We start from the raw sequence: 20,353 nt of genomic DNA, 5'->3' as shown, positions 1-20,353 counted from the left end.
TTCTGATGGCGCGGAAACGATCCGCGAGGAGATGGTCCGTTGAGTATCGCCAGCATTGCCCTGCCCCGCATCTTGCGCATCGGCGGCGGGGCGTCGAAGCAATTACCCGAGGTGCTGGCGTCGCTGGGTTTGTCGCGGCCGCTGATCGTGACCGACGCCTGGCTGGTGAGCAGCGGACGCGTCGCTGAGCTGGTTGACGGTCTGACGGCCGCGGGGATCGCTTCGCGCGTGTTCGCCGATACGGTGCCCGATCCGACGGTGGCGTCGGTCGATGCCGGCGTGGCGTGTCTGCGCGAGGGCGACCATGACTGCGTGGTCGGCTTCGGCGGCGGCAGCCCGCTCGACAGCGCGAAGGCGATCGCACTGCTCGGCCTGCACGGCGGCGCGATGGCGGACTATAAGGCGCCGCATGTGCAGGACGCGCCGGGGCTGCCGGTGATCGCGATCCCGACGACGGCGGGCACGGGTTCGGAGGCGACGCGCTTCACGATCATCACCGACGAGACGACCGACGAGAAGATGCTGTGCCCGGGGCTTGCCTATCTGCCCGTCGCGGCGCTGGTCGACTATGAGCTGACCTTTACCAAGCCGGTGCGGCTCACCGCCGATACGGGGATCGATTCCTTGACCCACGCGATCGAGGCCTATGTGTCGAAGCGCGCCAACCCGTTCAGCGACGGCATGGCGCTGCTCGCGATGCGCGCGATCGCGCCCAACCTGCGCCGCGTATGCCGCGATCCGATGGACGCCGCGGCGCGCGAGGCGATGATGCTCGGCGCGACGCAGGCGGGGATCGCCTTTTCGAACAGCTCGGTCGCGCTGGTCCACGGGATGAGCCGGCCGATCGGCGCGCATTTCCATGTCCCGCACGGACTATCGAACGCGATGCTGCTGCCCGCGGTGACCGCCTGGTCCGCACCCGCGGCGCTGCACCGTTACGCCGAATGCGCGCGGGCGATGGGCGTCGCCGACGAGGCCGAGGGTGACCAGTCGGCGGTAGCGCGGCTGCTCGATGAACTTGCGGCCTTGAACCGCGAGCTCGAGGTGCCGGGGCCGGCGGCGTGGGGTATCGATGCGGCCCGCTGGGACGCGCTGGTCCCGACGATGTGCGCGCAGGCGGCGGCGTCGGGATCGCCCGCGAACAATCCGCGCGTGCCCGACGCGGAGGAAATGGCGACGCTTTATGCGCAGGTCTGGGCGGGTCAGCCCGGATGACGTTGCGATAAAGCCCGAAACTTTAACCGGATTTCCGCCGCTCGTTCATCCTCCCGCAACCCGCATCCTGCTTAAGCGCGCTCGCCCCGTCTCCCTCTCTCCTACGTCTCATCGTGGAGGCGGGGCATTCATCAAAAATCCCGAAACATGCTTGGGCCCGGCGTCGTTCGTCAGGGCAGCCGTTCGCCCATCGACGTCTGCAGCACCGCGTACCATTCGGCGCGCGTCCAGCGTGGCGTGAAAGCGTGCGGAATGTCCCGTATCCGCTCGATAGTCTGCGTGCCGACGATCGGGATCGGGCGCGCGGAATGCGCCATGACCCAACTATAGGTCGCCGACGCGCGCGACACGCCAAATTCGGCAGCCTTGGCGTCGAGCAGCGCGACGACCGCTTGTCCGCGCGCGTCCGCCGGATCGCCCAGCCGGCCGCCGCCGAGCGGCGACCAGGCGAAGAAGCGCATCCCCTCCGCCATCGACTGGTCGAAAATGCCGTCGAAGAGCGGCGCGAGGTGCAGCGGCGAAAATTCGCTCTGGTGGCTGATTACCGGAACCGGGAGGAATTTCGCGAGCGCCGAGGTTTGCGACGGCGTGAAATTCGACACGCCGACCGCGCCGATCTTGCCCATGCGGTGCGCCTCTTCGAGCACGCGCGCGATTTCCTGCGGGTGGGCGAGCAGGTCGGGACGGTGAATCTGCCACAGCTCGACATGATCGGTACGCAGGCGCCGGAGCGACATGTCGATCGCCGACGCCAGATAGGACGCACTGCTGTCATAGGGCACGCCGGGGATGATCCCGCCCTTGGTCGCCAGCACCATCCGCTCGCGAAGCCCAGGCGCCTCGGCAAAGACGTCGCCGAGCAAGGCTTCGGCCGAACCGAAACCGCCCGGCGTATCGGCGCCATAGATATCGGCGGTGTCGAACAGCGTCACGCCCGCCTCGAACGCCGCATCGACGCGCGCGCGCGCCGCCCTGAGATCAGCTCCGGCGAAGCGCCACATGCCCCAGGCTATTGGTGAGATCTCGCGCCCGGCAACGGTCACGGGGGCGGGTGTGGGAAGATAGTCCGGCATCGATCAGCGCCCGAGCAGCTTGCGCGCGTTGCCCGACCGGATTTTCGCACGCTCCTCGTCGGTCAGATCAAGCTTCGCAAAGGCCTCCAGCGTCTTCGCAAGCGAGACTTGCGGGAAGTCCGACGCGATCAGCACATGGTCGACCCCGACGTTGCGGACCGTCCAGACATATTCGGCCTCGATCGGCGAGTCCGCCGCAAGAATCACGCTTGCCGAAATGTCGAAATAGATATTCTCGGCGAAGAGATTTTCGGCAGTGCGCGCGAGCGCGAGGATGTTCCAGAAGCGGAAATTCAGCCCGCCCATATGGCCGAAGATGAATTTCGTCTTCGGCGCCGCGAGCGCGAGGTTGAAAAGTTTCTCATTGTCGCTGGGGACGATGCTGGCGTTATCCATGACGACGATCATGCCCCGGTCGCCCGCACGCTTGACGAGCGTCAGCACGCGGGGGTCGGCGGCGTCGAATTTCTGCGTGTGCGGGTGGATCTTGAGCAGCTTCACCCCGCGCGCGGCGACGCGGTCCACCTCGGCGAGCGCGGCATCGCCGTCATAGGGGTGGACCGTCGCGATCACGATCATGTCGGGATTCTTCGCCGCCAGCGCGATCAGCGCGTCGTTGCGTTTGCCGATGTCGGCGGAATTGCCCGCGAGTGCCTGATTGGGGCCGCCGAACCACATCGCACCGAACGCGTCGACCGATTGTCCCGATGCTTTGAGCTGTGCGCGATATTCGGCGATCGATGCCTCGCCATTGTGCAGATGGACGTGGGTGTCGACGACGCCGGTCTGACCAACGGCCGAGGCAAGCGGGGTCAGCAGGGCGATCGAAAGCAGCAAGCTTCGCATGGGGGCTCCAATGAAGGCGGTCGGGAATGCCCCACCTGCCACAATGGCTGCTGCTTACCAAGCACCCCGTCCCGCTCACCCGAGCGGGACGGGACCGGATTGGCCTATTTGCGGACGGTGACCTTCAGATAGGTCGCCGGGATTTCGGTGCGGTCGGCGCCGCCGCGGTTTTCGCGTTCGAACAAGTGTTCGAGTTCGGCCTGAAGCTCGGCGCGCCGGCCGCTCGCCTCGGCCGCGGCGAAGGCATTCATCGTCGGGCCGTAATAGTCGCGGAAGATCGCGAGGAATTCGTGCGGCTTGCCCGCATAGCGGAAGGTGTAGGTCGCGCGTTCGCAGGTGATTTTATCCTGCGTGATGCCCGCGGCGCCGAAACGTTCGCGCACCGCCTCTTCCTGCCCCCAGGTCACCGGGCTGATGAAGCCTTCGGGCGGCGGCGGGGTATAGGCGGCGGAGATCTTGAGCACCTGCGCGATGAGCGTCGGATCGCCGGGAATCCAGTTGCCCATCACGATGCGCCCGCCGGGACGTGTCACGCGAACCATCTCCGCCGCGGTGTCGAGCGGCCGCGGCGCGAACATCGCGCCAAAGATGCTGACGACGAGATCGAAGCTGTTATCGGCGAGTGCATTCAGGTGCGAGGCGTCGCCTTCCTCGAAGCGCAGGTTCGAGAGGCCGGCTTCGCGGGCGCGGACATTGCCGGCGGCGACGAGGTTCGATGCAATGTCGACGCCGAGCACATTGGCGCCGCGATAGGCCGACGGCAGCGCGGTGGTTCCGTCGCCGCAGCCGAGGTCGAGAACCTCGAGCCCGGCATGGATGCCGAGGCTGTCGATCAGCGCATCGCCGCTTTCGCGCATGCAGGCGGCGAGACGGGTAAAATCCCCCCTCTCCCAAAGAGCCTTGTTCGGGTTTACCGTCGTTGATAGATTTTCGGTTTGCGGCGCGGTGGGAGCCGCTTCCGGCCTGGTTGTCGCGAGCGTCACGATAGCCTCCTTGAACGGAACCGGGTGCCGGTTCGATATGACGCTGAATAGGCTTTCCGTGGTCCCATGCTTGAAGATGGCATGGAGAAGTTATGGAGAAATGCTGGCTTGTCGTTCGGCGCCGCCCTGATCTACCGCTTTGAAGGCTTCGAGCTCGATCCGGGCAAGTTCGAGCTGCGCGAACACGGGCGGGCGAAACATCTGGAGCCGCAGGTGCTGTCGCTGCTGATCCTGCTCGCGAGCAACGCCGACCGCCTCGTCAGCAAGGACGAGATCATCGAGAAGATCTGGGGCGGGCGGATCGTCTCCGAAGCCGCGGTGGCCTCGCGCATCAAGGCGGCGCGGCAGGCGCTGGGCGATGACGGCAAGGAACAGCGCTTCATCCGCACCGTTCACGGCAAGGGCTTTCGGTTCGGCGCGCCGGTCCTGTTCGAGCAGGCGCCCGGCCCCGTGCGGCGGTTCGCCGCGCCCGCCGCCGATCCATCGCCCCCTGCCCCCGCCGTCGAGGAGCGGCCCTCGATCGCGGTGCTCCCCTTTCATCTCGTCGGCGGTCCCGGAGCGCTGTCGGTCGTCGCCGATGCGCTGGCCGACGAGCTGATTGGCGATCTGTCGCGGCTGCGCTGGCTGCTGGTGATCGCGCGCACCTCGACCTTCCGCTTTCGCGGACAGGAGGCAAGCTGCGAACAGGTCGGCGCGGCGCTGGGTGTCCGTTACTGCCTGACGGGTACGCTCGAGGAAGCCGCCGGCCATGTCACCCTGTCAGTCAGCCTTGCACGAACATGCGACAGCGCGGTGGTGTGGGCCGACCGCTTCACCGCCGGCCGCGACGAATTGCACGAACTGCGCGGCGAGGTGCTGGAGGCCGTGATCGCCAACCTCGAAACGCGGATCGTCCAGAACGAAGTCGAACGCGCGCGCCGCATGCCCGAGGCCGGGCTCGACGCCTGGTCGTCCTATCACCTCGGGCTCGACCATATGTTCCGCTTCAACCGGTCGGACAATGCGCGTGCGGCGGGACTGTTCGCGCAGGCGCTGGCGCGCGACCCCAATTTCTCGCGCGCGCTGTCGGGGCTGTCGTTCACGCGCTTTCAGGATTGCTTCCTGCAATATTCGGACGATCCCGAGGCGATGGCGGAGCAGGCGCGGTCCTTTGCCGAGCGCGCGGTGCAGCTCGATCCGCTCGATCCCTTCGCGCATCTCAACCTCGGCCGCTCTTTATGGTTCGCCGACGCGGTGCCCGAAAGCATGGAGCGCCTTTCGGCGGCGATCGCTCTCAGCCCCAATTATGCGCAGGCGATCTATTCGAAAGCATGGGCCGAGATGACGCAATGCGACGTCGGCCACAGCGACGAACATGCCGAACTGGCGCTGCGTCTGAGCCCCCTCGATCCTTTACGCTATGCGATGCTGGGGGTGCGCTCGGTCAGCGCGTTGATGCGCGGCGACCACCAGAGCGCGCTCGAATGGGGCGAGCGCGCGGCGCAGTCGCCGGGCGCACACAAGCATATCGCGGTGATCGCCGCGATCGCCGCCGAGGCGTCGGGCAATCACGAGCGCGCGGCACAGTGGATCGGGCGGGCGCGGCAGCTCGACCCGCAAGTGTCGCGGGGGACTTTCCTGCGATCCTTTCCCTTTGCCGCGACGAGCGGACGCGAGATGATCGAGCGGGCGCTGCAGGGCACCGGGCTTTAGTTCGTCCAGTAGACATAGTCCTGGCCGTCTTTCCACGGCGCATTCTGCGGCACGTCGATCCGTACCGGCGCTTCGACCAACCCCGGCCAGATGGGCTTGGCCATGCCCCTGTTCTGCGCGTCGATCATTGCGCGAAGCTCGGCGACGCGCTGCGGCTCGCTTGCGGCGAGGTCATGCCGTTCGGTCGGATCGACGGCGAGATTGTATAGGCGCGCCTTTTCGGGCCGCTTCGTCACCTGCAATTTCCAGTCGCCCGCGCGCACGGCGCGATAATCTCCCGAGCGCCAATAAAGCGCCGCGCGCTTTGCCGGGCCGGCCAAGATATTCTCGCTGTCGACGATCCGGTCGGCCGGCGCCTTCGCCCCCGCCGCGGCCGCGATGGTCGAGAAGAGGTCGATATGCCCGGTTACGTCGGCGCGCGTCGATCCGGGCGCGATATGCCCCGGCCAGCGCATGAAGAAGGGGGTGCGGATGCCGCCTTCGAAGAAAGTGGCTTTCCATCCGCGATAGGGTGCGTTCAGGCGGTCGATGCCAGTGTACCAGGCGCCGCCATTGTCGCTGGTGAAGATGACGAGGGTATTGTCGTCGATCCCCGCTTCTTTCAGCTTTGCCATCACGTCGCCGATGCGGCGGTCGAGCTGCGCGATCATCGCACCGTAAACGCGCGTCTTGTGGTCCCTGATCTGCGGCAGCTTTGCATAGTCCGCTTTCGTCGCCTGAAACGGCGTGTGCGGCGCGTTGAACGCGAGATAGAGGAAGAAGGGCCGGTTCCGGTTCGCCTCGATCGCCGCGATCGCCTGATCGGCGAAATAGTCGGTCATATGGCCCTTGGGATGGAAGCGTTGGCCGCCGTTGAAGGTCACCGCATGGCGCAAATTGGCCCAGATGAAGCGGTCGATCGGATCCCATGGCAGCTTCGCATTCACCGCATCGGCGTCATCCTCGGGCAGAAACATCGCCGCACCGCCGAGCACCGCGAGGCTTTCGTCGAAACCCTGCGCCTGCGGCTGCAGCGTCGGCGCCTCGCCCAGATGCCATTTGCCGATGTGGAGCGTGTGATAGCCCGCGGCCTTCACCGCCTCAGCGATCGTCACTTCGCTCGCGGGCACGCCCATGTCGGGATAGTCGGGGATTTCGGGTGTGATCAGGTCTTTGTGGAAGATCGCACGGTGCGGTCCGACCCCCTCGCCGTGCGAAACGCTTTCGGCGAACTCGACCGGCACCGCCGTATATTCGAAGCCGAAGCGCGTCGGATAGCGCCCTGTCATCATCGCCGCGCGCGACGGCGAGCAGGTCGCGTTCGCGGCATAAGCGGTGGTGAAGTTGATTCCTTCGCGCGCGATCGAGTCGATGTTCGGCGTCTTGACGATCCCACCCGCGACCCCGCCGCCGCCCAGGCTGATGTCGTTGTAGCCGAGATCGTCGGCGACGATCAGGATGATGTTGGGGGGATTTTTGTCCCCCGACGGAGTGGCAGGCGCTTCCCTTGGCCCCTGTTGCCAGGCGACCGCGCGGTTCGGCTGCACGGGATCCTGCCAGTCCTGAACGAGGCCCGGAAGCTTGTATTTATTCGCCTCGAAGGCCCAATATCCGCCCGCACCGGCAGCGGCCAATACGCACAGGGCAACCCATGTTTTCTTCATCTTCGGCCCCTAATCCATGCGTCCGGCTTGCTGTAAAACTATTGACACTATATGTGTCACTATATTGCCCGATACGCAAGATTGTTTGACCCGGGCGCCAAGCCGGGCCAGCAGGAAGGTCATGACGACAGGGGTGAAGAAGATAGACGCGCCAAAGATCGAGCCCGGCAGGGTCGACGGCCGCCGCGAACGCGGGCGGTCGAGCCACAAGCGCATCGTCGAGGCGATGATGGAGCTGATCGTCGCGGGCGACCTGTCGCCGAGCGCGGCGCGCGTCGCCGAAGAGGCGGGCATCGGCCTGCGCACCGTATTCCGCCATTTCGACGATATGGACGCGCTTTATGCCGAGATCACGGCGACAATCACCGAGCGCGTGATGCCGATCGTCGTGGCGCCCTATCCCGACCAGCCGTGGCGCGCCAATATTGGGGAACTCGTCCGCCGGCGGGTCGACGTGTTCGAGGCGACGCTACCCTTCCGCCTCGCCGCCAACATCAAGCGTTACCAGTCGCCCTTCCTGATGGGGCAATATAGCCGCGTCGTGATGCTCGAGCGCGAGCTGATCGTCCGCCTGCTCCCCGCTTCGGTCCGCGCCGACCGTATCGGCGTCGAGGCCTTGTGCGCCGCGCTGTCCTTCCAGACCTGGCGCACGCTGCGCCACGACCAGAGCCTGTCGGCCGAAGAGGCCGGGGCGGTGATGGGGCAGATGGTCGACGCGGTGATGGCGACGATCGTCGAAGAAGATTGATGCGCGAAGCTTCGGTCCTGTTGTCGCTCGCAATGCTCGGCGCGCTCGCGGCGTGCGGCGAAGCGAAGGACGCGCCGCTTGCCGACGCGAAGCCGCCCGAATGTCCGGCGATGCCCGCAGAGGATTATGTGTGGATCCCCGGCGCGACCTTCGCGATGGGCGCCGATGCGCACCTGCCCGAGGAAGGCCCGGCGCGCGACGCAACCGTCACGGGATTCTGGATGTCGACGCACGAGGTCACCAACGCCGAATTCGCCGAATTTGTGAAGGCAACGGGGTATAAGACGCTCGCCGAGCAGGACCCGCCCGAGCTTCCCGGCGCGCCGCCCGATATGCTGATCCCGGGCTCCGCGGTGTTCACCGCGCCGACCGACGGCAATCCGAACTGGTGGCGCTGGGTCGTCGGCGCCGAGTGGCGGCATCCGGCAGGTCCCAAGACGAATATCGACGGACGCGGCCGCGATCCGGTGGTGCAGATCGGTTATGACGATGCGCTCGCCTATGCCAAATGGAAGGGCAAAGCGCTGCCGAGCGAGGAACAGTGGGAGCTGGCCGCGGCGACCGGCGGCGCCGACCGCAATGTCCCGGTCGACAAGGCGGGCAAGCCGCTGGCCAATTATTATCAGGGCGCCTTTCCGGCGCGCGATCTTGGCACCGACGGCTTCACCGGCCGCGCGCCGGTCGCCTGCTTCCCCGCCGACCGGCATGGCGTCCACGACCTGATCGGCAATGTGTGGGAATGGACGACGAACAAGGCGGGCGGCGAGAGCAATGTGATCAAGGGCGGCAGCTTCCTCTGCGCCGCCAATTATTGCGCGCGATACCGCCCCGCCGCGCGCCAGTTCCAGGAGCGCAGCCTAGGCACCGACCATATCGGGTTCCGCCTGATCGACACGGCGCGTCCGGCGCCGGCGGCGAAGGCCCCAGACGAGGGCTGACAGTAGGGCGACGACCGCACCGATCCAGAGGCCGAGGCGGATCAGCCGCGGCTTACCCTGCTGTTCGAAGGCATAAGCGTTGATCTGTTCGTCGGCGGTGTAGCCCGCGGGCATGTCGAGCACGCCGTTCGCCTTCGCATAGGCGCGGTAGTCGACCACCATCGCGGCGAAGCGGTCGGGCTCGGCCGCGGCCAGGTCGCGCGTTTCGCCGGGATCGACCTTGAGATTGAACAGCCGCCATTTGCCGTCGCCGGTCGGCGCGAGGTTGCGCACCAGCTTGTAATCGCCGCGGAACAGCGCAGCGTTGCCCGACAGTTCGTAACCGAGCGGCGCGTCGCCATGGACGCTGCCCGGCTGTCCATTCAGCACGGGGACAAGGCTGCGCCCGGTGACGGGCTCGACCGCCTTGCCCTGCCAGCTTCCGCCGTGGCCCGGCACGCCGGCAAGCTCGGTCAGCGTCGGCAAGATGTCGGTGACATGCGCGAGGCCGTTGCTGATACCGCCCGCGCGGATATCCGCATGGCCCGGCCAGGCGATGATCAGCGGCACGCGCAGCCCGCCTTCGGTGGCGCTGAACTTGTACCCCGACAAGGGCGACGCCGCGGCGCTCGCCCAGCCGGGACCGATCGCGGCGAAACTGCCGCGCCGGCCGATGTTCGCGGTCGCGAGGTCGTATTGCATGTCGAGATACAGGCGGTTGCGCAGGCTGTTGAAGGGGTTGGTCGGCTCGGCGCCATTGTCCGAGAGGAAGACGAAGATCGTGTTCTCATAATCGCCCGTGGCCTTGAGGTGCGCGACGAGCCGCCCGACCTCGCGGTCCATCGCGGTCGCCATCCCGCCATAGGCCTGCATCACGCGCACCGCGGCGGCGCGCTCATCGGCGTCGAGTTTCTTCCAGTCGGGCGTCGTCGGCATCGTGACGATCGGCACGCCCGCGGGGACAATGCCGAGCGCCGCGGCGCGCTTCGCCCGCGCTTCGCGGAGCGCGGTCCAGCCGTCCTTGTACATCGACGAATAACGCGCGATGTCGCTGTCGGGCGCCTGTACCGGGATATGATTGGCGAGGAAGTTGATCGACGCGAGAAAGGGTTTGCCGCCTTTGCGGTCCGCCTCGATATAATCGATCATCCGCTGCACGACGAAATGCGAGCTGTAATAATCCTTGGGCAGCGTCGCGGGCTTGCCATTCTCGGTCCAAGCGGCGCTGTCGTACATGCCCTCGATCGGACGCTGTTCGAAATTGTCGGCGCCGGCGTCGGCGAGGCTGTAGGCGCGGTCGTAACCGCGTGCGTGCGGCAGGCGCTTGGCGTCGCTGCCGAGGTGCCATTTGCCGGTGAGATAGGTGCGGTAACCCGCCGCCTTCAGAAGCTGCGCGATCGTCACGACGCGCAGGTTCATCACCGTGTCGTACCCGGGCTTGCCGCGATGCGCGTCGGGGATCGTCTCGGGCATGTTGCCCAGCCCGTTCCGGTGATTCATCACCCCCGTCTGGAGCATCGCGCGCGTCGGCGAGCACGACCCCGCGACATGGAAGTTCGAGAAGCGCATCCCCGCTTTTGCCAGTGCATCGATGTTCGGCGTCGCGATTTCGGAACCGAAGGAACCGACGTCCGAAAAGCCCCAGTCGTCGGCGAGCAGGATCACGATATTGGGATGCTTTGGCGCGGATGGAGCACGCTGCGCCTGCGCGGGCGTCATGGCGATCAGGGCGCCGGTAATGATGATGGCAGCACGCCGGGACCCGCCTAAGCGACCCGGCATTTAGTGGTCCTCCTGCGTACTGCCATCACTCCCACCCCCTCGGGATATGGCACTTACTATGTCAATATATCGCCGAGTCAATGGGGGCGATAATGGGCCGGTAACCCTATCGTTCGCGATACTCGGGCGCACGCTTCTCGAGGAAGGCGGCGAGCGCTTCGCGATGGTCTTCGGTCGCCGAAAGGATCACCTGCTGACGGTCCTCGATCGCCATCGCGGCGTCGAGACTCGGCGCGTCGAGGTTGAGGTTCAGCGCCTGTTTCGAGAGGCGCAGACCATAGGGCGACGTCGCCAGCATCTCGTCGGCGAGCGCGAGGCCGCGGTCCAGCAATGCCGCTTCCTCGGCGATCTCGCTGACGAGGCCCGCGCGCAACGCACGCTCGGCGTCGATGAAGCGGCCGGTCAGGATCATCTCCGACGCGAGGCTCGCGCCCACGAGGCGCGGCAGGAAATAGCTCGACGCCATATCGCAGCCGCCGAGGCCGATGCGGATATAGGCGGCGTTCGCCTTGAACGACGGCGTCACATAGCGCACGTCGGATGCGAGCAACAGCGACAGGCCGCCGCCGCATGCCGCGCCGTGACCGAGCGCGATGATCGGCTGCGGGCAGGCGCGCATCTTGCGATAGATATTGCCGATGCGCGTCTGGGTGCGCAGCGTGCGGAGCACCGGCGTCTCGTCCGACGACCGGTCCTCCTGGATGTCGAGCCCGGCGCAGAAAACGCGCCCGGCACCGCGCAGGATAACGACGCGCACGTCGGGGCGCTCGGCAAGTCCGCCGAAATAGGCGTTGAGTTCGTCGACCAGCGCCTCGTTCAGCGCGTTGAGGCGATCGGGGCGGTTGAGCGTCGCGATCTCGACCGCGCCGCGCGCCTCGATCAGCAGCTCGCTCACAATGTCTGCCCGTCGTCGACGGTGATCACGCTGCCCGTGATGCCGAGCGCGGCGTCGGAGCAGAGCAGCAGCAGCGGCGCGTGGAGGTCGCTCGGCGGCCGCATCCGCTGGCGTGGAAAGCTCTTCACCATCGCCGCGCCGACGTCGCCCTCGAACAATTCGGCGGTCATTTCGGATTCGAAATAGCCGGGCTGGATCACATTGACGCTGATCCCGCGCCGCGCCCATTCGCGCGCGAGCGCCTTGCCGAGGTGACGCACCGCCGCCTTGGTCGCGCCATAGACCGAGGTTGCGGGAAACACCTTCTCGGCAGTGATCGAGCCGATCAGGACGATGCGGCCGTGCTGCTTCTCGCGGCTCCCCGCCTTGTCGAGCCGCTTGGCGCCCTCGTTCGCGGTCAGGAAGACGCCGCGGACATTGGCGGCGAGCAGGAAGTCGACGTCGGCGACCGACAGGCTCATCGCCATCTTCTCGGTCGCAACCCCGGCGTTGGCGACGATCGTGTCGACAGTTCCGAACGCGGCTTCCGCGGCATCATAGGCGGCGATGGTCGATGCCTCGTCGGTGACGTCCATGCTGACGGCGATCGCCTGCCCGCCCGCTGCCTCGATCGCGGCGACCTGTTCGGCGAGCTTGTCGGCGCGGCGCGCGGCGAGCACGACCTTCGCGCCCGCCGCCGCCAGCGCCCTGGCAAAGCCGGCGCCGAGGCCCGAAGACGCCCCCGTCACCAGCGCCACGCGTCCCGTCAGGTCGAATTTCGGTTGCTCCGCCATCATACTTCCTTTCCTTCGTTTGCTATGCATTGACCCTGATTGACGTTCACGTCAACTGGATGGGCATGCTCGCCGGAAAACCGCAAGAAACCTATTGACGAACATATTTTGTTCTCCTAATGTTCTCTTGTGCACACCAAACCTCATCCCCCGTCGCGGCTGCCGAGCGCGGCGGGCGGGGGATAAAGGTTCCTCCTTTTGCATTGTCCGGCGCCGCAGGCTTGCGCCCGTGGATGAGCCTCGTCGCAAAGGATGCCAAGCTTTTGGGCTTGCACAATCTCCAGCATTGATCGCGGCAGCAAACGCCGTCACAAATGGCCTCGTCGGATTGGACGAAACAGGGGCCGCAAGATGACACCATCGCTCGACCTCGGCATGGATCGGACCTGAGCCAATGCACGCCGTCGAAACCTTCGAACTCGTCCTCGGGCTGCTCGCGCTCGTCATCGGACTGCACTGGCTGGCGCTGAAACTGCGCTGGCCGCCCGCGACCGCGCTCCTCGTCGGTGGCGGCGCGCTCGCCTTCATTCCGGGGCTGCCGGCGATCTCGCTCGACCCCGAACTCGCGCTCGTGCTGTTCCTGCCGCCGCTGCTCATGGACGGCGCCTATTTTACCGCGCTCGGCCGGTTTCGCCGTCACCTTCCCGGCATCCTGTCGCTGGCCGTCGGCGCGGTGGTGTTCACGACGCTCGTCGTCGGCGTGGTCGTCCACATGATCCTTCCCGACCTGCCCTGGGCGGCGTGCTTCGCGCTCGGCGCGATCGTCTCGCCGCCCGACGCCGTGTCGGCACGCGCGGTGCTGAAGGGCGTCCATTTGCCGCGCCGGCTCGAAGCCCTGCTCGAAGGCGAAAGCCTGCTCAACGACGCCACTGGCCTGATCCTCTTCCGCTTCGCCGTCGCCGCGACGCTCAGCGGGGTGTTCCACACCGGCGAAGCGATCCAGAGCTTCGCATTTGTCGCGATCGGCGGGGTGATCGTCGGCGCGCTGGTCGCCGCGGGCTGGATCTTCCTCGCCAAGCGCCTTCAGGACCGCATGCTGATCATGCTCGTCACGATCCTGCTCTGCTGGGCCGCCTATATCGCCGGCGAAGCCGTGCATGTGTCAGGCGTCATCGCGACCGTCACCGCGGGTCTCGCGATGGGCTGGTATCAGCATGAGATCTTGTCCGCCGACGTCCGCCTCCGCGCCAATTCGGGGTGGTTCATCATGGTGTTCGTGCTCGAAGCGCTGGTCTTCATCCTGATCGGCTTTTCGCTGCGCGGCGCGATCGAACGGATCGGCGGGATCGAGGCGATGCCGCTGTCGTGGACCATCGTGATCGCCGCGGTCGTGATCACGGTGACTATCGCGCGCTTCGTCTGGATTTTCGGATCGGAGGCGCTTCTGGGAATCGCCCGCAAGGTCGGACTGGAACGCGCCCGGCCGCTGGGCTGGCGGCAGGCGACGGTGCTGAGCTGGACAGGGATGCGCGGCGTCGTGACGCTGGCGGTGCCGCTGACCCTGCCCGTCGACATGCCCGGGCGCGACCTGATGCTGATTTGCGCCTTCGCGGTGATCTTCGTGACCGTCGTCGCACAAGGATCGAGCCTCGGCATGCTCATCCGCGCGGTCGCACCCGTCGATACCGATCCGCCCGCCAAAATGGCTCTGCCCGCCGCCGAAGCCGCGATGGCGCGCGCGCGGTTCGCGGTCATCGAACGGCTCGCCTATGACGAGAACGGGACGTTGATCCATCCGATGATGCTCGAGGAACATCGCAAGCGGATGAACTTCATGGAGCGTTACGAGGCCGATGCGAGCACCGCGATGGACGGGTTACGATCGCATTTCGACGTGCTGCTCCAGGCGATCGCCGCCGGCCGCGCCGAACTGCTTCGCATCCACCGCGCAGGACTGATCGAGGACGAGGTCCTCCACGAACTCGAACGCGACCTAGACGTCGAGGAGCTGGCGATGACCCTGCAGTTCGGCGAACAGGCCTAGCGCGCAGCCGACTGCGAATAGGGCCGCGCCCCCGGCGCCTTGCCCCATGCGGTGTCGGGCTTTGCCTGCATCGTGAAGCGCAGCGTGCCGCCGCTGCGGATTTCGGCGTCCGAAATCCAGCTGCGCGTCAGCACCTTGCCGTTGAGTTCGACCTTGCCGACGTAACGGTTCGCATCGGAAAGCCCCGCCGTCTCGACGGTGAAGCGCTTGCCGCCGGGCAGGTTCAGCACCGCGCGGTCGACGAACGGCCTGCCGATCACATATTGGTTCGACCCCGGCGCGACGGGATAGAAGCCGAGCCCGGTGAAGACGAGCCACGCCGACATCTGGCCAAGGTCGTCATTGCCCGAGAGACCATCGGGGGTCGGCTTATACTGGCTGTCGACGATCTGTTTCAGCCGCTCCTGCGTCCGCCACGGCGCGCCGGCATAGGCGTAGAGATAGGCGACATGGTGGCTCGGCTCGTTGCCGTGGATATATTGGCCGATCAGCCCGGCGATATCCTCGGCATGGCTATAGTCGAGCTTTGACACGTCGTAATCGAACATCGCGTCGAGCTTCGCGATAGTCTTCGTATCGCCACCGAGAATGCGGAAGAGCGCGGCCTGATCCTGCGGGACGAACCAGCTATACTGCCAGGCATTGCCCTCGGTATAGTCCGAGCCATAGTTTATCGCGGTCGGGTCGAAGGGGGTGCGGAAGCTGCCGTCGACCTTGCGCGCGCGGAGCCAGCCGGTCTTCGCGTCGAAGCTGTTCCGCCAGTATCCGGCGCGCTTGTAGAAGCGGTCGGCGATGTCCTTGCGGCCCATCTTCTCGGCCATGCGCGCGATCGCCCAGTCGTCATAGGCATATTCGACCGTCTTCGACGCCGCCTCGGGCTCGCGATCGATCGCGACATAACCGAGCTTCATATAGTCGCCGAGCCCGCCATAGGGCGCGTATTCGGCGCTCGCGACCATCGCGTCGAGCGCCTCGTTCGCGTCGAAATCGCCCACGCCCTTCAAATAGGCGTCGGCGATCACCGGGACCGCGTGATAGCCAATCATCGTCCACGTCTCACGACCATGGAACTGCCAGACGGGCAGGATGCCGTGCGGGCTCGCCTTGCGGCTCGCGACGAGCGATTTGACGATGTCGCTGTTCGTTTCACCGGGCTGGACGAGCGTCAGCAGCGGGTGCTGCGCGCGGAATGTGTCCCACAGCGAAAAGGTCGAGCGGAAGGTGAAATCCTTCGCGGCGTGGACCTGATCGTCGGGGCCGCGATAGCGCCCGTCGACGTCGCCCCACACGCTCGGCGCGAGCAGGCTGTGATAGAGCGCGGTGTAAAGGTTGGTGCGCATCGGCGCGGGCGCTTCGATTTCGAGCGCGCCGAGCGCCTTGCGCCATTCGCCTTCGGTGCGGGCACGAACGGTATCGAAGTCGGCGCTTTCGGCATCGAGATTGGCGACCGCACCCGCCTCGTCGACCCCCGACAGCGCAACGCGGACTTCCAGCGGACCGCCGAGTTCACCGAAATCGAGCCGCGCTTCGAGCGCCTTGCCGAGCTTTTCGGCGAGCGCATCGCTGCCGCGGCCGGGCGCCTGAAAACCCTTGTACGCGACCTTCTCGTCGCGATCGAGGAAGGCGTGGGACTTGAGCGGCGCCGAGAAGCGCATCGCGAAGAAGAGCTTGCGCCCCGGCGCCCAGCCGCGCGTCTCGCGGAAGCCGGTGAGCGTGCCGTCGGGGCGGAGGTGGAGCCCCGACCAGAGGATCTTGCCCGGATAATCGTAAAGCGACGAGCGGAAGTCGAGCAGCAGGTGCGCCTGCTTGCCTACCGGGAAGCTGTAGCGGTGGACGCCGACGCGCGTTCCCGCGGTCAGTTCGGCGCGGATGCCGCTGTCGGCGAGCGTGACGGCATAATAGCCGGGGCTCGCCTTTTCGGTGTCGTGGCTGAAGCGCTGGCGATAGCCCGAACCGGGCTGTTTGGGATCGCCCGGATCGAGTTTCACCCCACCCGCCTGCGGCACGACGAGAATGTCGCCGAGGTCCGAATGGCCGGCGCCCGAGAAATGCGTGTGGCTGAACCCCTGAATCGTCGGGTCGTTGTAGCTGTAGCCCGCGGCATGATCGTAGCAGTCGCGGATCTGGCACGTCGCGTCGGTGTCGGGCGACAGCTGGACCATGCCGAAGGGCGCGGTCGCGCCGGGGAAGGTATGGCCTTCAGGACCGGTGCCAATCATCGGGTCGACGAAGCTCAGCGGATCGGGTGCCGGCTGCTCGGCGAAGGACTGGATCGGCATAAGCGCGAGCAGCGCGGCAGCGGCGGACAGGCGTTTCATCGCGCCCTTGTGCCGCCCGGCGGGCGCGCTGTCCAACGACGAAAGGACAGATATCGCTACGCCGCCGTCGCTGCTCATGCGGGCGTGCCCACCGCGTCCATCGCCAGCGCGATCGCACCGAGCGGTCCCGCCATCGTTCCGAGTTCGGGTGCGGTGACATAAGCACCGTCTCCCGGAATCTGCATATAGCCCGAGAGGCTCGTTTCGAGCTTCGCGTTGATCCGGGGAAGCAATTGCGGCTGGCCGGCGAGCACACCGCCGCCCATCGCGACCCGCATCGGGCCGGTCGTGCAGGCGAGCGAATGAACCATCGATGCAAGCGTGTGCACGATCGGTTCCCAGACCGGGTCGTCGGCCGCAACATCGGCCATCGGCCGCCCGTTCAGCCGCGCATTCAATGCGGTGCCCGAGGCGAGCCCCTCGACGCAATCGTCGTGGAAGCGGCACACGCTCGGCGTCTCGTCGCCCATCAGGCGCGGCACCAGGACATGGCCGATCTCGCTGTGGCTGAAGCCGCGCGTCGGCTTGCCATGGACGATCAGCCCGACCCCGACGCCGGTGCCGACCGTGACATAAGCGAAATCGTCGAGACCGCGGCCGCTGCCCCAGCGAATTTCGGCGAGCGCTGCACCGTTGACGTCGGTATCAAACCCGATCGGAACGTCGAACGCCGATTGCAGCGGCCCGAGCAGGTCGGCGCCCTCCCAATTGGGTTTGTTCGTCGCACCGATCTGGCCATAATCGGCCTTGGCAGGATTGACCCGGATCGGGCCGAAGGATGCGATGCCGAGACCGCAGAAACCGTGCGACCCGGCCCACTCGTCGAGCACCGCCTTGATCGCGGGCAGCGTTTCCCATGGCACGGTCGTCGCGATCGTCCGCTGGTCGCGAATGTCGCCCGGCCCCGCGGCAAGCGTGACGATGCACTTGGTGCCGCCGAGCTCGACGCCGGCGAACAGGCGCGCTTCGCCGCGCTCTGTTACGGGACCATCCATCAGCGCCACCCCTTCGCTCGATCGCTGAGGTTTGTGAAGGGCGCCGGGCCGCAGCGCAAGGCCGAACGTGTCGGGATTTGGAGAGATTTCACAACGCATTCCGTTCTTATCATTTTCTTTTCGTTACCAAAAACTTGTCACCAATTTGCTTCATGCGGGAGCCGAGCCGAAGGAAGGCGGACGATCGGCCTTCGCGGTGCCGAACTCTGACGGCTTGGCGCCCATCTCGAAAACAAGCTCGCCGCCGCCGATCAGGTCGGCGTGCGCGATCCAGTTCTTACTCCACGGTTTGCCGTTCCAAGTAACCGACTGGACATAGGGCCGGTCGGCGCCATTGCCCTCGGCGCGGACGGTGAGCGTCTTGCCCGCGCCCACCGTCACCTCGGCGACATCGAACAGCGGCGATCCAAAGACGTAGATCGCGCTCACGGGATCGACGGGGTAGAAGCCGAGCGCCGAGAGGATGAACCACGCGCTCATCTGCCCGCAATCGTCGTTGCCGATCACGCCGTCGGGGTCGTTCTTGTACATTTCGACGAGCAAGCGCCGGATCATCGCCTGCGTCTTCGCGGGCGCGCCGCAATAGGCGTACATGTACGCGACATGATGGTTCGGTTCGTTGCCGTGCGCATATTGGCCGACGAGCCCCGAGATGTCGGGCGGCGCATTGTCGGGCAGGGTCGATGGCGCGTTGAACAGCGCATCCAATTGCTTTTCGAACGCCGCGTCGCCGCCGAAATGCTCGATCAGCCCATAAACGTCGTGCTGGTTGAGGAAGGTCGCCTGCCAGCCGTTCGCCTCGGTATAGTCGCGCCACTTTTTGACATTGTGGCCGATCTGGACCGGATCATAATCCTTCCACCAGCTGCCGTCCTTGAAGCGCGGGCGCGCGAAGCGGGTTTCGGGGTCGATGACGCCGCGATAGTTCTGCGCGCGCTTGCGCAGCGCCGCGGCGTCGTCCTTGGCGCCGACCGCATCGGCGAGGTGCGCCATCGCCCAGTCGTCATAGGCATATTCCTGCGTCCGGCTGACCGATTCCCACACCTCGTCGCACGGGATGTAGCCGAGATCGTAGTAGAAGCTGCGGCCAAGCGTGCTGTCGATATCCTTATAATCGCGGTCGAAGGCGCGGCGGCGGATGTTCGGCCAGGCGGCGGCATAGTCGGCCTTGATCCCCTTGGCCTGCGCCTCGGCGAGCACCGAGACGCCGTGCCAGCCGATCATGCACGCGGTCTCGACCCCCTGCAGGGGCCAGACGAGCGGGCCGGCGGGGCTCTGCGCGGTCTGGCGGCAGATGTCGCGGGTCAGCAGTGCGGCGCGGTCGGGATCGATCAGCGTCAAGAGCGGATGGAGCGCGCGATAGGTGTCCCACAGCGAATAGGTGCTGAACGCCTCCTCGCCTTTCGCCGCTTCATGCACCTGCCGGTCGAGCCCGACATAGCGGCCGTCGCGGTCGGTGAAGAGCGTCGGCGCGAGCTGCGCGTGATAGAGCGCGCTCGTCATGATCGTGCGCTGCGCCTCGGTGCCGCCCGACACGCGGATGCCGCCGAGCGCCTTCGCCCACGTGCCGCGCGCGGCCTTCACCACACCGTCGAAGTTCCAAGCTGGCACCTCCTGCGCCAGAGCGTCGCGCGCGCCTTTTACGTCTACCGCCGAGAGGCCGGTCTTGATCAGGATCGGCTGGCCACCGGCATCATCGAAGAAGAAGGCGACCTTGAGCTTGTTGCCCTTGATCGACTTCGCGCCGTCGGGGGCGGGCTTGCCGTCGTCGCCAAAGAATTGAACCCGGTCGGGCCTCCGCGACATCTGCATCGCGAAATGGATGCGCCGGCCCTTGGCCCAGCGATTGACCTGCCGCCCGCCGGTCAGCATGCCGTCGTCGCCAAGGTCGAGCGACGCGTCCTCGACGACGATACCCTTGTCCCAGTCATCCTCGATCGCATGCGCGAAATCGATCAGGATGTGCCCCGGCCCCTGGCCGAAGCGATAGCGGTGCAGCCCGCAGCGTTCGGTGACGGTGAGCTCGGCGAGCACGCCCGTCTCGAGCTTCACGCGGTAATAGCCGGGCTCGGCATGTTCGTCCGAATAACGCTGGCGATAACCCTCGCCGGGCTTCTCGATCGTGCCGGGTTCGAGCTTCAGCTCGCGCCGCGTCGGCACCACGAGAATGTCGAGCATGTCGCCGATGCCGGTGCCCGACAAATGCGTGTGACTGAATCCCATGATCGAGCCATCCTTCTGATGATAGCCCGAGCAGGCATCCCAGCCATGCGTGTTCGTATCGGGGCTCAATTGCGCCATCCCGAACGGCAGCGACGCGCCGGGGAAGGTGTGGCCGTGTCCCCCGGTGCCGATAAAGAGGTTCGGCTTGCCGATGGCGAGCGCCTCGCCCCCGCCCGCGATACGCGAGCAGCCGGCGGGGATCGCGCCGCCGAGCGCGAGCAGGCCCGTGGTGGCGAGAAGCTGGCGGCGGCTCGTGGTAATCATTG

15 protein-coding genes are annotated in these 20,353 nt (G+C 66.3%); 5 read left to right on the top strand and 10 right to left on the bottom strand.

Translation table 11 applies throughout. The features are described from left to right. The first annotated feature begins 39 nt into the window (after positions 1-39). A complete protein-coding gene (locus tag FG91_RS03770; RefSeq protein ID WP_081940402.1) occupies positions 40-1,215 on the top strand; it encodes an iron-containing alcohol dehydrogenase in 1,176 nt (391 codons plus the stop codon). 170 nt (positions 1,216-1,385) lie between these two features. Here the strand turns inward: FG91_RS03770 and FG91_RS03765 are convergent, their stop codons facing one another. From FG91_RS03765 to FG91_RS03755, 3 genes are all read right to left on the bottom strand, one after another. Beyond that, a complete protein-coding gene (locus tag FG91_RS03765) occupies positions 1,386-2,288 on the bottom strand; it encodes an aldo/keto reductase (RefSeq protein WP_037512181.1) in 903 nt (300 codons plus the stop codon). A gap of 3 nt (positions 2,289-2,291) precedes the next feature. Further along, entirely contained in the window at positions 2,292-3,134 is an 843-nt protein-coding gene (locus FG91_RS03760) for an amidohydrolase family protein (protein ID WP_037512178.1), read from the bottom strand. Between the two features lie 104 nt (positions 3,135-3,238). Next, positions 3,239-4,117, bottom strand: a complete 879-nt coding sequence (locus tag FG91_RS03755; protein WP_235211929.1) for a class I SAM-dependent methyltransferase — start codon at positions 4,115-4,117, stop codon at positions 3,239-3,241. Positions 4,118-4,225: 108 nt separating this feature from the next. On the opposite strand from FG91_RS03755, the gene FG91_RS03750 reads away from it, so the two are divergent. Further along, positions 4,226-5,809 (top strand): winged helix-turn-helix domain-containing tetratricopeptide repeat protein, encoded by a 1,584-nt coding sequence (locus FG91_RS03750; protein WP_052187276.1) that lies wholly within the window; start codon positions 4,226-4,228, stop codon positions 5,807-5,809. On the opposite strand, the gene FG91_RS03745 is transcribed toward FG91_RS03750, so the two are convergent. Further along, a complete protein-coding gene (locus FG91_RS03745; protein ID WP_037512175.1) occupies positions 5,806-7,452 on the bottom strand; it encodes a sulfatase-like hydrolase/transferase in 1,647 nt (548 codons plus the stop codon). The genes FG91_RS03750 and FG91_RS03745 overlap by 4 nt on opposite strands. A gap of 121 nt (positions 7,453-7,573) precedes the next feature. Here FG91_RS03745 and FG91_RS03740 point away from each other — a divergent pair, with 121 nt between their 5' ends. Then, a complete protein-coding gene (locus tag FG91_RS03740) occupies positions 7,574-8,200 on the top strand; it encodes a TetR/AcrR family transcriptional regulator (protein WP_037512172.1) in 627 nt (208 codons plus the stop codon). Next, the gene (locus FG91_RS03735) at positions 8,200-9,138 is read left to right on the top strand and encodes a formylglycine-generating enzyme family protein (RefSeq protein ID WP_037512169.1); all 939 of its coding nucleotides are present in this window, start codon (positions 8,200-8,202) and stop codon (positions 9,136-9,138) included. The genes FG91_RS03740 and FG91_RS03735 overlap by 1 nt, the downstream gene beginning before the upstream one ends. Here FG91_RS03735 and FG91_RS03730 read toward each other — a convergent pair. The 3 genes from FG91_RS03730 to FG91_RS03720 all read right to left on the bottom strand — a co-directional run bounded on the left by FG91_RS03730 (position 9,058) and on the right by FG91_RS03720 (position 12,567). Beyond that, on the bottom strand, positions 9,058-10,899 hold the full coding sequence (locus tag FG91_RS03730; protein WP_235211928.1) for an arylsulfatase: 1,842 nt from the start codon (positions 10,897-10,899) through the stop codon (positions 9,058-9,060). The two genes, FG91_RS03735 and FG91_RS03730, sit on opposite strands and share 81 nt — an antisense overlap. A gap of 106 nt (positions 10,900-11,005) precedes the next feature. After that, positions 11,006-11,797: an enoyl-CoA hydratase/isomerase family protein gene (locus FG91_RS03725; RefSeq protein WP_037512300.1), complete on the bottom strand. Its 792-nt coding sequence runs from the start codon at positions 11,795-11,797 to the stop codon at positions 11,006-11,008. After that, positions 11,791-12,567 carry an SDR family NAD(P)-dependent oxidoreductase gene (locus tag FG91_RS03720; protein ID WP_037512298.1) on the bottom strand — a complete coding sequence of 259 codons (777 nt, stop codon included), beginning with the start codon at positions 12,565-12,567 and terminating at the stop codon, positions 11,791-11,793. Before FG91_RS03720 ends, FG91_RS03725 begins: the two co-directional genes overlap by 7 nt. A 394-nt stretch (positions 12,568-12,961) precedes the next feature. Between FG91_RS03720 and FG91_RS03715 the strand changes: the two genes are divergently transcribed. Continuing rightward, positions 12,962-14,551, top strand: a complete 1,590-nt coding sequence (locus FG91_RS03715) for a Na+/H+ antiporter (RefSeq protein ID WP_037512163.1) — start codon at positions 12,962-12,964, stop codon at positions 14,549-14,551. Here the strand turns inward: FG91_RS03715 and FG91_RS03710 are convergent. From FG91_RS03710 to FG91_RS03700, 3 genes are all read right to left on the bottom strand, one after another. After that, complete coding sequence (locus FG91_RS03710; protein ID WP_037512295.1) at positions 14,548-16,869, bottom strand: GH92 family glycosyl hydrolase; 2,322 nt, start codon at positions 16,867-16,869, stop codon at positions 14,548-14,550. The two genes, FG91_RS03715 and FG91_RS03710, sit on opposite strands and share 4 nt — an antisense overlap. Positions 16,870-16,943: 74 nt before the next feature. After that, entirely contained in the window at positions 16,944-17,864 is a 921-nt protein-coding gene (locus FG91_RS03705) for an ROK family protein (protein WP_037512160.1), read from the bottom strand. Between the two features lie 150 nt (positions 17,865-18,014). After that, entirely contained in the window at positions 18,015-20,351 is a 2,337-nt protein-coding gene (locus FG91_RS03700) for a GH92 family glycosyl hydrolase (protein ID WP_037512157.1), read from the bottom strand. Positions 20,352-20,353: the final 2 nt, after the last annotated feature.

Source organism: Sphingopyxis sp. LC81 (assembly GCF_000756375.1).
In the GTDB taxonomy this organism is placed as follows: Bacteria; Pseudomonadota; Alphaproteobacteria; order Sphingomonadales; family Sphingomonadaceae; genus Sphingopyxis.
Note: the sequence above shows the minus strand (reverse complement) of the source record. Positions and strands in the feature narration are given on the sequence as shown.

Bases quoted from the DNA above. Each gene is read 5' to 3' on its own strand.
- FG91_RS03765 (WP_037512181.1), bottom strand. From the start codon at position 2,288: ATGCCGGACTATCTTCCCACACCCGCCCCCGTGACCGTTGCCGGGCGC.
- FG91_RS03760 (WP_037512178.1), bottom strand. From the start codon at position 3,134: ATGCGAAGCTTGCTGCTTTCGATCGCCCTGCTGACCCCGCTTGCCTCG.
- FG91_RS03745 (WP_037512175.1), bottom strand. From the start codon at position 7,452: ATGAAGAAAACATGGGTTGCCCTGTGCGTATTGGCCGCTGCCGGTGCG.
- FG91_RS03740 (WP_037512172.1), top strand. From the start codon at position 7,574: ATGACGACAGGGGTGAAGAAGATAGACGCGCCAAAGATCGAGCCCGGC.
- FG91_RS03735 (WP_037512169.1), top strand. From the start codon at position 8,200: ATGCGCGAAGCTTCGGTCCTGTTGTCGCTCGCAATGCTCGGCGCGCTC.
- FG91_RS03730 (WP_235211928.1), bottom strand. From the start codon at position 10,899: ATGCCGGGTCGCTTAGGCGGGTCCCGGCGTGCTGCCATCATCATTACC.
- FG91_RS03720 (WP_037512298.1), bottom strand. From the start codon at position 12,567: ATGGCGGAGCAACCGAAATTCGACCTGACGGGACGCGTGGCGCTGGTG.
- FG91_RS03715 (WP_037512163.1), top strand. From the start codon at position 12,962: ATGCACGCCGTCGAAACCTTCGAACTCGTCCTCGGGCTGCTCGCGCTC.
- FG91_RS03710 (WP_037512295.1), bottom strand. From the start codon at position 16,869: ATGAAACGCCTGTCCGCCGCTGCCGCGCTGCTCGCGCTTATGCCGATC.
- FG91_RS03705 (WP_037512160.1), bottom strand. From the start codon at position 17,864: ATGGATGGTCCCGTAACAGAGCGCGGCGAAGCGCGCCTGTTCGCCGGC.
- FG91_RS03700 (WP_037512157.1), bottom strand. From the start codon at position 20,351: ATGATTACCACGAGCCGCCGCCAGCTTCTCGCCACCACGGGCCTGCTC.